Source organism: uncultured Sphingomonas sp. (genome assembly GCF_964243315.1).
Lineage (GTDB): Bacteria > Pseudomonadota > Alphaproteobacteria > Sphingomonadales > Sphingomonadaceae > Sphingomonas.
Genome location: NZ_CAXTEM010000002.1, coordinates 57,846 through 69,471, shown reverse-complemented (window position 1 = coordinate 69,471; position 11,626 = coordinate 57,846). Strand labels below are relative to the sequence as shown.

The window sequence follows — 11,626 nt, the reverse complement described above, 5'->3', positions numbered from 1 at the left end:
TCACCTCTGGTTGTTATTACTGATTGTGTCAATCGTAATACCGGAGATCGAGATCTCCGGCGTATCGAGCGGTAATTTGTTCTTGAGCGGCAGATCGTAGACCGCCGTCGCGCCGTACCGATGCGGAGCGTGCGGATCGATCCGGCGCTTGTCGAAGGCGAGCACGCGGGTGCCAAGCTTGAAGGCTTCGGTGATGTCGTGGGTGACCATCATCACGGTCAGCGCATGCTGCTCCCACAGCCCCAGGATCAGGCGATGCATGTCGCGACGGATGCCCGGATCGAGCGCCCCGAACGGCTCGTCGAGCAGCAGCACCCGCGGCCGCGCAATCAGCGCCTGCGCGATCGCCAGCCGCTGCTGCATGCCGCCCGACAGCTGCGAGGGGTAGAGGTGCAGCGAATCGCCGAGCCCGACCTCGGCGAGCATCGCCTCCGCCTCTTCCGCCGCGCGCCGGCGGGCGCCGCCGAACAGCCGCCCGAGCAGTGGCGCCTTCGCGCATTCGTGCGCGAACATCACGTTGCGGACCGCGGTGAGGTGCGGGAACACCGAATAGCGCTGGAACACGACGCCGCGATCGGGCCCGCATTCGGGCGCCAGCGGGGTGCCGTCGAGCAGGATGCGGCCGCGGGTCGGTGCCTCCTGGCCGAGCGTCAGCCGCAGGAAGCTGCTCTTGCCCGCCCCCGATGGACCGACGATCGAGACGAAGCTCTTCTCCGCGATGCCGACGTTGACGCGTTCGAGCACGACCTTGTCGGCATATTCCAGCCAGACATTCTCGAAGGTCAGCAATTCGCTCGTCATCGCGCGACCTGATGCGCCCAGGCGAACCCGCGCCGGCTGATCTGCATGAGTATGACGTCGATCGCGATCGCCAGCAGCGCGATCCAGGCGACGTACGGTATGATGATGTCCATCGACAGATAGCGGCGGACGAGGAAGATCCGGTAGCCGAGCCCGGTATCAGCCGCGATCGCCTCCGCCGAGATCAGGTAGACCCAGGCCGGCCCGAGCGACAGCCGCAGCCCGGCGATCAGGCGGGGCAGCGCCTGGGGCAGTGCGACGCGCAATGCGAGCTGCAGGCTGCTCGCGCCCAAGGTCTGCGCCTTGATGATCTGTTCCTGCGGCAGCGAGGCGATGTGATCGGCGAGGTCGCGGATCAGGAAGGGCGTGACCCCGATCACGATCAGCGCGACCTTCGCGGTCTCGCCGAGGCCGAAGACGATGAACAGGATCGGCAGCAGCGCGATCGGCGGGATCACCGCGATCGTCGTGACCAGCGGGCCGAAGGTCGCGCGGGCCGCGGGCAGCACGCCCAGGACCATGCCGACCAGCAGCGCCGACAGCGCGCAGATGCCTAATCCAAGGCCGAGCCGTTCGAGGCTGGCGGCGGTGTCCGCCCAGAACGCGATCCGGCCGCTGAGTGGATCGACGTCGACGATCAGGCCGCGCATCGCCTCGATCATCGCGAGCGGCGTCGGCAGGATCTTGTCCGCGCCATTCGCGGCATGACGTACCGCGGAGGCGATGAGATACGCGATCACCGCGACCAGCATCGGCAGGATGCCGAGCAGGATCGCGCTGCCGCGCCTTGGCCTGACGTTTACCCAGCGCATCGCGGCGACCCCTTCAGAGCTTGCCTGCCGCGGCTTGTTCCATGAAGGTCGGGTCGAAGCGCAGCTTCACGTTGGCGGGATCGCCGATCGTCTTGCCGCCGGGCAGCGCTATACCGATCGCGTCCGCGGATTTCGCGCCCGCCCCGAACAGGCCCTTGGCGAAGCTGAAGTCACGCACCTTGGTCATCGTCCCGGCAAGCGCGGGGGAGGTCACCGCGGCGACCGCGTCCTTCGGCGTCGCGTAGAGGTGCGTGGTGGCGAGCTGCGCGTCGAAGCCCTGCGGGGTCGACCCTGCCATCTTCGCCATCGTCGCGCGCGCCGCGGCGCCGGTGGCGTCCTTGCGCTGCATCAGCGCCATGGTCTCGTACCAGATCCCCGCCAGCGCCTTGCCGAGATTGGGATTGGCTTTCAGCGTCGCGGTGTCGACCGCGAGCAGATCGAGGATCTCGGCGGGCAGCTGGTGCGAGTCGAACACCAGCTTGGCGTTCGGCATCTTCGCCATCTCGGTGAGCTGCGGGTTCCAGGTGACCGCGGCGGTCGCATTCTGATTGGCGAAGGCGCCGACGATGTCCGCGTCCCCGGTGTTCACCGTCTTCACGTCGCTGAGCTTCAGACCGACCGTGGAGAGCCCGCGCGCGAGCAGGTAATGCGATACCGACAGCTCGACCAGATAGACGGTGCGGCCTTTGATATCGGCGAGGCTGGAAGCGTTCTTGAGCACGATGCCGTCATTGCCGTCCGAATAGTCGCCGACGATGATCGCGCTGGTGTCCTTGCCGCCCGCCGCGGGAATGGTCAGCGCGTCCATGTTGGTGACGGTCACGCCGTCGAGCTTGCCCGCGTTGAACTGGTTGACCGATTCGACATAGTCGTTGACCTGCACGAAGTTGATCTTGACCCCGTATTTGTCGGCCCATTTCTTCACGATCCCGGCCTGCTGCGCATAGGGCCACGGCATCCACCCGGCGTAGATCGACCAGCCGATCGAAAAATCCTTCCGCGGCGCAGCATTCTGCGGGTCGCCGCCGCTGCACGCGCTGGTCAGCAGCAGCGCGATGGCCATGAGTGCGGTACGCGGGTTCAGGATCGGGTTCGCCATCGTCAATTTCCCGTTGCTCGTGCGAGGACTGGTCTACATGGTGGTCGGACTGTGGCGCCGATATTACGTTTGTGCAATCCAGTAATAACATATAGGGTCAATTCATGGCTCGTGTCACCTCGCACCGGGATGCTGCAATGCGTCATTCGCGCACTTGGCGGATGATGAAATCGGTCGCCGACGGTGCACATGCGCAGCGTTCTGCGCGCCACGGCCGGCGCTGAGAGTCGGGCCGCGGTGTCGACCACGCTTGCGGTAATCCTGGTCTTCGTCGCGATCGCGGTCGCGGGCGTCCTGATCTTCCTGGTGCACCGGGCGAAGCGCAGTGCGGAGGGAGAGTGCCGGCAGCAGACGCAGATGTTGCAGCACGAGATCGCCGCTCACCGCCGGACGCATGACGAGCTCGGCCGGGCGAAAGAAGCCGCCGAGGCCGCCAACGCCGCCAAGACGCGCTACCTGGTCGCGGTTAGCCACGAGATTCGGTCGCCGCTGAACGCGATCTACGGCTATGCCCAGCTGCTGGAACGCGACGATGCGATCCCGCCGGCCGAGGCCGGGGGCGTGATCCGGCGGTCGGCGGAGCATCTCACCAATCTGGTGGAAGGGCTGCTCGATATCTCGCGGATCGAGAGCGGCGTGCTCCAGTTGCGGCGCGACGTCGTCCGTCTGCCGGCATTGCTCGATCACATCGTCGACATGTTCCGGATGCAGGCGGCGGCCAAGAACCTGACGCTGGACTATAAGGTCGAGGGGCGGCTGCCGCCGTTCGTGCGGACCGACGAGAAGCGGCTGCGCCAGATCCTGATCAACCTGCTGTCCAACGCGATCAAATACACCCAGGTAGGCGGCGCGACGCTGACGGTACGCTATCGCAGCCAGACCGCGCTGATCGAGGTGGCCGATACCGGCATCGGCATCTCCCCCGAGGACATCGAGCGGATCTTCGAGCCGTTCGAGCGCGGCAGTTCGCCCCAGGCGGCGCTGCAGCCCGGGATCGGGCTCGGCCTCGCGATCACGCGGGTGCTCGCGCGGATCCTCGGTGGCGAGGTCACCGCGACCAGCGAACCGGGGCGCGGGAGCAGCTTCCAGTTCCGCATGCTGCTGCCCGAGCCGATGGAGGCGCCGGAAAGTACGCCGGCGCACGACCGGCTGGTCGGCTATCGGGGCGATCGCAAGACGATCCTGATCATCGACGACAATTCGGCACAGCTCGTGGTGGTGCAGCACCTGCTCCGCCCGCTCGGCTTTCACGTCTTCGCGGCGACCGGCGGGACGGAGGGGCTGGCGCTGGCGGAGCGGTGCGCGCCGGATCTGGTCCTGCTCGACGTGCAGATGCCGGGTCGCGACGGCTGGGAGATCGCGACCGAACTGCGCGCGACCTTCGGTGCGACACTGAAAGTCGTGATGGTGTCCGCCAACGCGCATGAATATCGCGCCGGCGGCGACGGCGCCGCGGATCACGACGCGTTCCTGACCAAGCCGGTCGATCTCGACGCGTTGCTCGATGTCGTCGGCCGCCAGCTCGGCATCGGCTGGATCGCTGCGGATAGCGACGGCGCGGCGGATGAGGACGCGACCGCTCCCGCGGCGCTCCCCGCAGCGGCGGCGCCCTACCTCGAGACGCTGCGGCGGCACATCAAGGTCGGGCATGTCAGGGCGATCGCGACCGTCCTCGACGATCTGGAGACCGCGGTGCCGGACAGCGAGGGCGCGGTCGCGGAGATGCGGCGGATGCTCGACCATTTCGACTTGCGCAGCCTGGCGCGGAGGATCGACGATGTCGGCTAGCGCGCCCCCGGCCGGGCGCGGCCCAACGATCCTGGTAGTCGACGACACGCCGGAGTCGCTGCGCTTCCTTACCGCCACGCTCGAAAGCGCCGGCATGACCGTGCTGATCGCGATCGACGGGCTCGCGGCGCTCGACCTGCTCGACCACATCACGCCCGACCTGATCCTGATGGACGGCGTCATGCCCGGGCTCGACGGGTTCGAGACGACGCGGCGGATCAAGGCGGACGGCCGGTTCCGCCATCTGCCGGTGATCTTCATGACCGGGCTGACCGAGACCGAGCATGTCGTGCAGGGCCTGGACGCGGGCGGTGTCGATTACGTCCACAAGCCGATCGTTGTCGACGAATTGCTCGCCCGAGTGTCGGTGCACCTGGCGAATGCGCGCATCGCGCAGGGCAGCCAGCTCGCGCTCGACACCGCCGGCCGGCCTTCGTTCGCACTCGACGATGACGGCGCCATTGAATGGCTGACGCCGCTCGCTTCCGCGGTGATCGAGCGCAACTTCGCGGGGTGGAAGCCGCGCGATGGTAGCTTGCCCGATGCGCTCGCCACCATCGTCTCGCGATTGCGCGGCGTGGACGTGCCGCCGGGCGCGCAGGCGACGCTGGAGATCGGGGGCTGCGCGATCGAGTGCACGATGCTGCGCCGGACGAGTGCGAGGCAATGGCTGTTCCGGCTGGCCGAACGCCGGGAGGGCGACGCCGAGCGGTTGCTCGCTGAGCGTCACGGGCTGACCTCGCGTGAGGCGCAGGTGCTGGTCTGGATCAGTCGCGGCAAGCAGAACCGCGAGATCAGCGAGATATTGGAGATCAGCCCGCGGACCGTGAACAAGCATCTGGAGCAGATCTTCGAGAAGATGGGCGTGGAGAACCGCGCGTCGGCCACCGCGATCGCGGTCGGCACCTTGTCGCAATGACGCCGCCGCTCGGCCCGGAAAGCCTGGCGCTGCTCGAGCGGCACGACCTCGACGGCGCGCGGCGGCGTGGGGCGATGCTGATCGCGGAAGGTCCGGCCGCAGCCGAGGGGCATTTCCTGATCGGCATGGCGGACGCCGAGACCGGACGGATCAACGACGCGATCGGCCGGATCGAACAGGCGGTCGACCGCGCGCCGCACGGCGAATATCGCGCGCAATTGGCGCGGTTGTATACGCTGGTTCGCCGCGATGGCGACGCCGCGCGGGTGTTGGCGACGGCGGAGGATGCACCGCCGGCCGACGCGCTCGGGCGCGACACGATGGGGTGCGTCTATGCGCGGCTCGGCGATCACGAAGCGGCGCTGCCGCACTTCCTCGTCGCGGTCGATCTCGATCCGGCGAACGACAGTTTCCGGTACAATTGCGCCGCGACGTTGAGCTTTCTCGGCCGGGTCAAGGAGGCGGAGTCCGCGCTGGAGCTGATCGTCACACGTACTCCCGACGCGGCGCGCGCGCATCATCTTTTGGCGGGGCTGCGCAAACAGACACCGGCGCAGAACCATGTCGGGCGCCTCCGCGCGGTCCATGATCGCGCCGCGCCGGGGCCGGACCGGCTGTTGACCGGCTATGCACTGGCCAAGGAGCTGGAGGATATCGGGCTGGGCGAAGAGGCGTTGGAGCGGCTCGTCGCGATCAACGCGGCGCACCGCGAGCGGCTGGCCTATGACTTCGCGCGCGATGCGGCGATCTTCGATGCGGTGGAGGCGGCGTGGCCCAGCGTCGCCGCGGCGCCGGTCGATCGCCCTGCGACCGACGCACCGATCCTGGTGATCGGCATGCCGCGGACCGGCACGACGCTGGTCGACCGCATCCTCGCGTCGCACTCCGATGTGGAAAGCGTCGGCGAACTTCAGGCACTGCCGCTGGCGGTGAAGGCGGCGGCGGGAACGCGGACCCGGACGGTGCTCGACGCCGAGACCATCCGAGCCGCCGCGGCGCACGATCCTGCCGAGATCGGACGCGATTATCTTGCGCGGGCGGTCCATTTCCGGCGGCAGTCGGGACGTCGCTTCGTCGACAAGTTTCCGGGCAACTTTCTGTATGCCGGGATCGCGGCGCGCGCCTTGCCGAACGCGGCGATCGTCTGCCTTCGCCGCAGTCCGATGGACACGGTGCTCGCCAATTTCCGCAACCTGTTCGCGACCGGCTCGCGCTATTACGACTACAGCTACGACCTGCTCGACATCGCCGCCTATTATGCGCGGTTCGACCGGCTGATGGCGTTCTGGCGTGCCGCGTTACCCGGGCGAATCTTGGAGCTGCGCTACGAATCGCTGATCGACGATCAGGAGGGTGAGAGCCGCAAGTTGCTTGCGCATTGCGGGCTGGACTGGACCGACGATTGCCTCGATTTCCACCGCCATGCCGGCGCGGTGTCGACGCCCAGCGCAGCGCAGGTGCGGCGTCCGATCTATCGCGACTCGGTGGCACGGTGGCGCCGGCACGAGGCGTTGCTTGGCCCCGTGCGGGCGTTCTTCGAGGCGCAGGGGATCGCTGTGGAGTAAGAGACGGTGTGGTGAGTTAGAGAATTAGCCGTGTTCCTGCGAACGCAGGAACCCAGAGTAACGAGCGCGGACACTCGTGATCCTAGGCTCCTGCATGCGCAGGAGCACGGTAATTGCCGCAGTGTTTAGCCAGCCCGCTACGCGTCAGCGTGACGCGAGCTGGGTCGGCTTGGCGGGCGTCGCGGCAGCCGTTGCGACCGCGATCCGCGAGCGGATGTCGGCGAACACGTCCGCACGGCACGAGCGCGCCTGTGCTTCCAGCGCGAGATGGATCGAGCTCATGCCTTCGCCACATACGGTGCGCGCTGCCTGATCCATGCGGATGGCGAGACGCTGCTGACCGTCGACGGTGGTAAGATCGAGACCGCGCAGGCTGAGCTTTGCCTGGTCCGCCGCGAACGGATTGTCGGTGTTCGCCGCGAGTGCGGGAGTGGTCGCCATGATCGCGGCGAGTGCCGCCAGCCCGAACTTCATCATCATCATCGTCTCCTGCGTGCATCCCGCTCCGTGGCGAGTAGGTCGCGAATATTTAGTCCCCAACCCGTGCAAGCACAAGTAAGACGAGTGATATTACTTTGGCAGTGACTCAGTAGTATTGTTCGTGACGCGTAATACTAGTTGATCCTTTAGTGTGCATAGACGGTGAGGCTCGCCAGTTCGACGGGCTTGCCCAGCGCGCCTGGCGGCAGCATCGCGGCTTCGCTCTGCTCGATTCCGGTACGAGGATCGGTCAGCGTGATCGTCATCGTCTGCCCCGAGCGATCGACGATGTCGCGCGCCGCGGTGAGCGGCAGAGTCGCGCGCCACGCCTTCGCGCCTTCGACGGGGATCACACGACCCGCGATTCGGACCGTCGCCGCTGGGTCGGCGCGGTTGCCGCTGAGGCGCAGGCACGTATCGCTGCCGCAATGCACCAGCCGCGCGCTAGGCCCGGCCGCGGCAATACCGGGAAGGGCGACCAAGGCGAGCCCGATGACGAGTTGCGACATCACGGACATGGGTGGAAGCGGGAAACGATCTTGCATGGCGAAATAGTGCGTGACGGACGCGAGCGGCGAAATGGGCCGTTTGACGTAGGGGCACCGCTTACCGGGCCATCAGAGTGGTCGCTCGCTTACGTCAAATACCCCATGTCTTCGGCGCATTATTATCGATTAGCTTATCGGTAATATCCGAGCGGTTCGAAGAAGCCGGTCCGGAGGGTGGGGGTGTTCCAGGAGGCCTCGACGCAAAGAACAAGACAAAACGAGACAAGGGGCAAAGATTATGGCTGGAGGTTTTCCTCGCACCGCATTGCTATGTGCGACCGCGCTCGCGAGCGGCGCAATGTCGCCGGCATTCGCCCAGGAGGCTCCCGCCACCGAGCAGGTCGCGGCCCCCGCCCCCGGCGCGGACGAAGCCGACAACAATGACATCATCGTGACGGGCAGCCGCCGGCAGACCACGCTGCAGGACGCGCCGATCAACATCAGCGCGATCAGCGCCGAGACGATCAGGAACCAGCGGCTCGACGATATCCGGTCGCTCGCGTCCTTCACGCCGGGAGTAACCGTCGCCGACACCGGGCCGGCATCGTCGGGCGGGATCATCCTGCGCGGCATCTCCTCGGCCGACACCAGCGACACCGGCGCCAACGCCAACAACGCAGTCGGCGTCTATCTCGGCGAAGTCCCGCTGTACCTCGACTTCAAGCTGATCGACATCGCGCGGGTCGAGGTGCTGCAGGGGCCGCAGGGTACGCTCTACGGCCTCGGCACGCTTGCGGGTGCGGTGCGCTACCTTCCCAATCGCCCCGACGCGACCAACATCGCCGCGGAAGTACACGGTCGCGGCTATGCGCAATCGCATTCCGACCAGTTCGGCGCGGTCGGCGATTTCTCGCTCAACCTGCCGATCGTGGCCGATCACATCGCGTTCCGCACCGCGACGGGCTATTACAGCAACGCCGGCTTCATCGACTACAACTACCTGTTGCAGCAGCCGGGCGTGTCGGATCCCCAGCCGGTACGCGCCACCGCGACCTCGCCGGGCGGGCTCGGCACGACCGACGATTATGCGGCCAATTTCAAGCGCAAGGAGGATGTGAACTACGAACACACCTTCACCACGCGCAACCAGTTGCTGCTCGAATACAACCCCGACCTGAAGGCGTATCTGACCTACGCGCACCAGACCACCAAGACCGGCGGCCGCCAGGCCAATGGCGCAGGCGTGCTCGGCACCGACCGATATGAGTCGCCGGCGCGCTATCTCGAACCGATCAGCCGCAAGTCAGATCTATTCTCGGCGGAGATCTTCGCCAACGTGTTCAACGTCGCGCAGCTGGTCAGCACCACCGCCTATACCAAGCAGAGAAACACCAGCGTCGACGACAACACCGATCTGCTGCTCGATCTCGACTATGGCTATGAAGCGTTCCCGAACTTCTCGTCCTATGGCAACAATGCGAGCCGGACGAAGCAGTTCAACCAGGAAGTGCGGCTGGTGTCGACGCATGGCGGCCCGGTCAACTGGGTGATCGGCGGCTTCTACAACCGTCAGAAATTCGCCTCTACCCGCTTCGAATATACGCCGGGGTTCGCCGAATATTTCGACATCCCGCGCCCGGACAATCTCGAATATCTCTCCGCGGTGAATACCAAGCTCGTGGAGAAAGCGGCCTATGGCGAGGCCACGCTCCATCTTACCGAAAAGTGGCAGGTGACCGGCGGGCTGCGCTATTTCAAATATGACGCGGACGTCTCCGGCGGTTCGGATCTGCCGCTGACCGGTGGCGGGTTGCGGCGCATGCCCTTCCCGTCGATCACGATCGCGCCCTCCCGCATCCGCACCGGGTCGACCGGCAAGGACGGGTTCGTGTGGAAAGGCAACACCTCCTACAAGTTCAGCGACGATCTGCTGGCCTACTTCACCTACACGACCGGGTATCGCGTCGGCGGGGTCAACCGCGTGGTCCCGTGTCCCCCGACGCTCGCCCCTGGGCAGAACCTCTGCGCCTTGCCCAACGAGCTGATCTTCGGTCCGGACAAGACCCGGAATTTCGAGCTGGGTGCCCGTGCGAGCCTGTTCGACAAACGCCTGCAACTGACGCTCGATGGCTTCCAGGTCGACTGGACGGGAGTGCAGGTGCCCAGCCAGACCGTCAACGGTGCGATCGGGATCACCGTGAACGGCGCCAATGCGGTGTCCAAGGGCTTCGATTTCCAGGGGGCGCTCAAGATCACCCCCGATCTCGACCTGATCGGCACCTATTCCTATGTCGACGCGCATCTGACCCAGGACGTGGCCGGACTGGTCGTTAGTCAGGGCGAGCGCTTCGACGCGTCGAAGGGCGACCGGCTGCCGGGCTCGGCGAAGAATTCCGGTAGTGCGCGGCTCGTCTATAATTATCCGCTCGGCGAGGGGCGGTCGATCCAGGCGATCTGGGCGTCGATCTACCGTGGCAATATCTATTCGCGGGTGGGTCTGCGCGGCAATGGCGAGAAGATCCCGGGCTATGTCACGCACAGCGCCTCGCTGACCTATTCCAGCGATCGCTACGACATCGGGCTGTTCGCGGACAATCTGTTCGACAAATACGCGATCAGCTCGATCGGCAACGACATCTCGTCGTTCAACCAGGTGCGTACCGATGTGGTCGAGCGCTATTATTCGCGGGGGGTGGTGACGCCGCGGCGCGTCGGCATCGACTTCCGGGTGCATCTATGAGGGTAACGGGAGCGACGGCCATGAAGCGGTTCATGTTCAGCATCGTGCAGCCGTTGATGGTAGGGCTGGTGCTGTTGTTCTGGGCGTTCGGGCCAACCGCCTGGACGACGAACGGATCGTCGCTCCTCGTCGCCATCCTGGTGACGACCTTCACGGTGCTCGGGCTGGAATGGGCGAACGAGCGGCATGCGAGCTGGCGGCTGACCCCGAAGGAGTTCTTCACCGACCTGTTCTACCTGACCCTCGGGCTGACCGCGATTTCGTGGGCGACGGTGAAGTTCGCCGAGGAGCCGTTGAAGGCCGCGAAGGCGTCGATGGGGATCACCACCGAATGGGCGATGCACCTGCCGTTCGTATTGCAGGTCGCGCTGGTCGTGTTCCTCGTCGAGTTCGGGCAATATTGGATGCACCGCCTGATGCACAACACCGCGCCGCTCTGGCTGGTGCATGCGCCGCATCACCATCTGACCCAGCTCAACGCGATGAAGGGCGCGGTCGGCAATCCGATCGAGCTTTTCCTGATCAGCCTCAGCGTCGTCGCGCTGTTCGATCTGCCGGTGCCGGCGGTGTTCTGCGCGTTCAACGTATTGTCGGTGGTATCGACCTTCGCGCATGCCAACACCCGGTGTGATCCACCGCGGTGGTACGCGTTCTTCTTCACCACGATCAAGAACCACAGCCTGCATCATTCGGTGGGCTATGAAGAGACGCGGTGCAATTTCGGCAACTCGCTGATCCTGCTCGACCGGATCTTCGGCACCTTCCGCGACGGCGAGGCGGAGGCGGTGGGCCAGGATCAGCGGCGGCGGCTGTCGATCGTCGAACAGACCCTATTTCCGTTCCGACCGATGATCGATGCGGTGACGGCCCGGCGCCGGCATAGCTCGGACGACGAGGCCTCGCCCGCCATGATCGCGGAACGCTGACATGATCG

Annotated in this window: 10 protein-coding genes; 5 read left to right on the top strand and 5 right to left on the bottom strand. The window is 65.9% G+C overall.

The window, feature by feature from the left end; translation table 11 throughout:
• Genes ACFE77_RS01040 through ACFE77_RS01030 form a run of 3 tightly spaced genes read right to left on the bottom strand, consistent with a single transcriptional unit; the run spans position 1 to position 2,712 of the window.
• The gene (locus ACFE77_RS01040) at positions 1-801 is read right to left on the bottom strand and encodes an ATP-binding cassette domain-containing protein (protein ID WP_375419760.1); all 801 of its coding nucleotides are present in this window, start codon (positions 799-801) and stop codon (positions 1-3) included.
• A complete protein-coding gene (locus ACFE77_RS01035; protein WP_375419759.1) occupies positions 798-1,613 on the bottom strand; it encodes an ABC transporter permease in 816 nt (271 codons plus the stop codon). The genes ACFE77_RS01040 and ACFE77_RS01035 overlap by 4 nt, the downstream gene beginning before the upstream one ends.
• Before the next feature lie 13 nt (positions 1,614-1,626).
• The gene (locus ACFE77_RS01030) at positions 1,627-2,712 is read right to left on the bottom strand and encodes a putative urea ABC transporter substrate-binding protein (protein ID WP_375419758.1); all 1,086 of its coding nucleotides are present in this window, start codon (positions 2,710-2,712) and stop codon (positions 1,627-1,629) included.
• Between the two features lie 189 nt (positions 2,713-2,901).
• Here ACFE77_RS01030 and ACFE77_RS01025 point away from each other — a divergent pair, with 189 nt between their 5' ends.
• From ACFE77_RS01025 to ACFE77_RS01015, 3 genes are read left to right on the top strand one after another with little or no spacing between them, the layout of a single operon-like run.
• Positions 2,902-4,500, top strand: coding sequence for a hybrid sensor histidine kinase/response regulator (locus ACFE77_RS01025; RefSeq protein WP_375419757.1), 1,599 nt, complete (start codon positions 2,902-2,904; stop codon positions 4,498-4,500).
• Positions 4,490-5,419, top strand: coding sequence for a response regulator (locus ACFE77_RS01020; protein ID WP_375419756.1), 930 nt, complete (start codon positions 4,490-4,492; stop codon positions 5,417-5,419). Before ACFE77_RS01025 ends, ACFE77_RS01020 begins: the two co-directional genes overlap by 11 nt.
• The gene (locus tag ACFE77_RS01015) at positions 5,416-6,984 is read left to right on the top strand and encodes a sulfotransferase (RefSeq protein WP_375419755.1); all 1,569 of its coding nucleotides are present in this window, start codon (positions 5,416-5,418) and stop codon (positions 6,982-6,984) included. The genes ACFE77_RS01020 and ACFE77_RS01015 overlap by 4 nt, the downstream gene beginning before the upstream one ends.
• A gap of 144 nt (positions 6,985-7,128) precedes the next feature.
• On the opposite strand, the gene ACFE77_RS01010 is transcribed toward ACFE77_RS01015, so the two are convergent.
• Positions 7,129-7,464 carry a UrcA family protein gene (locus tag ACFE77_RS01010; RefSeq protein WP_375419754.1) on the bottom strand — a complete coding sequence of 112 codons (336 nt, stop codon included), beginning with the start codon at positions 7,462-7,464 and terminating at the stop codon, positions 7,129-7,131.
• Positions 7,465-7,610: 146 nt separating this feature from the next.
• Positions 7,611-7,973, bottom strand: a complete 363-nt coding sequence (locus ACFE77_RS01005) for a hypothetical protein (protein WP_375419753.1) — start codon at positions 7,971-7,973, stop codon at positions 7,611-7,613.
• Between the two features lie 337 nt (positions 7,974-8,310).
• Here ACFE77_RS01005 and ACFE77_RS01000 point away from each other — a divergent pair, with 337 nt between their 5' ends.
• Together ACFE77_RS01000 and ACFE77_RS00995 are read left to right on the top strand one after the other, a co-directional pair.
• Positions 8,311-10,692, top strand: coding sequence for a TonB-dependent receptor (locus ACFE77_RS01000; protein ID WP_375419752.1), 2,382 nt, complete (start codon positions 8,311-8,313; stop codon positions 10,690-10,692).
• A 20-nt stretch (positions 10,693-10,712) separates the two neighbouring features.
• A complete protein-coding gene (locus ACFE77_RS00995) occupies positions 10,713-11,618 on the top strand; it encodes a sterol desaturase family protein (RefSeq protein WP_375419751.1) in 906 nt (301 codons plus the stop codon).
• The last annotated feature ends 8 nt before the right edge of the window (positions 11,619-11,626 follow it).

Excerpts from the sequence above, each read along its gene's own strand:
- ACFE77_RS01040 (WP_375419760.1), bottom strand. The coding sequence starts at position 801 with ATGACGAGCGAATTGCTGACCTTCGAGAATGTCTGGCTGGAATATGCC.
- ACFE77_RS01035 (WP_375419759.1), bottom strand. The coding sequence starts at position 1,613 with ATGCGCTGGGTAAACGTCAGGCCAAGGCGCGGCAGCGCGATCCTGCTC.
- ACFE77_RS01030 (WP_375419758.1), bottom strand. The coding sequence starts at position 2,712 with ATGGCGAACCCGATCCTGAACCCGCGTACCGCACTCATGGCCATCGCG.
- ACFE77_RS01025 (WP_375419757.1), top strand. The coding sequence starts at position 2,902 with ATGCGCAGCGTTCTGCGCGCCACGGCCGGCGCTGAGAGTCGGGCCGCG.
- ACFE77_RS01020 (WP_375419756.1), top strand. The coding sequence starts at position 4,490 with ATGTCGGCTAGCGCGCCCCCGGCCGGGCGCGGCCCAACGATCCTGGTA.
- ACFE77_RS01015 (WP_375419755.1), top strand. The coding sequence starts at position 5,416 with ATGACGCCGCCGCTCGGCCCGGAAAGCCTGGCGCTGCTCGAGCGGCAC.
- ACFE77_RS01010 (WP_375419754.1), bottom strand. The coding sequence starts at position 7,464 with ATGATGATGAAGTTCGGGCTGGCGGCACTCGCCGCGATCATGGCGACC.
- ACFE77_RS01005 (WP_375419753.1), bottom strand. The coding sequence starts at position 7,973 with ATGTCGCAACTCGTCATCGGGCTCGCCTTGGTCGCCCTTCCCGGTATT.
- ACFE77_RS01000 (WP_375419752.1), top strand. The coding sequence starts at position 8,311 with ATGTCGCCGGCATTCGCCCAGGAGGCTCCCGCCACCGAGCAGGTCGCG.
- ACFE77_RS00995 (WP_375419751.1), top strand. The coding sequence starts at position 10,713 with ATGAAGCGGTTCATGTTCAGCATCGTGCAGCCGTTGATGGTAGGGCTG.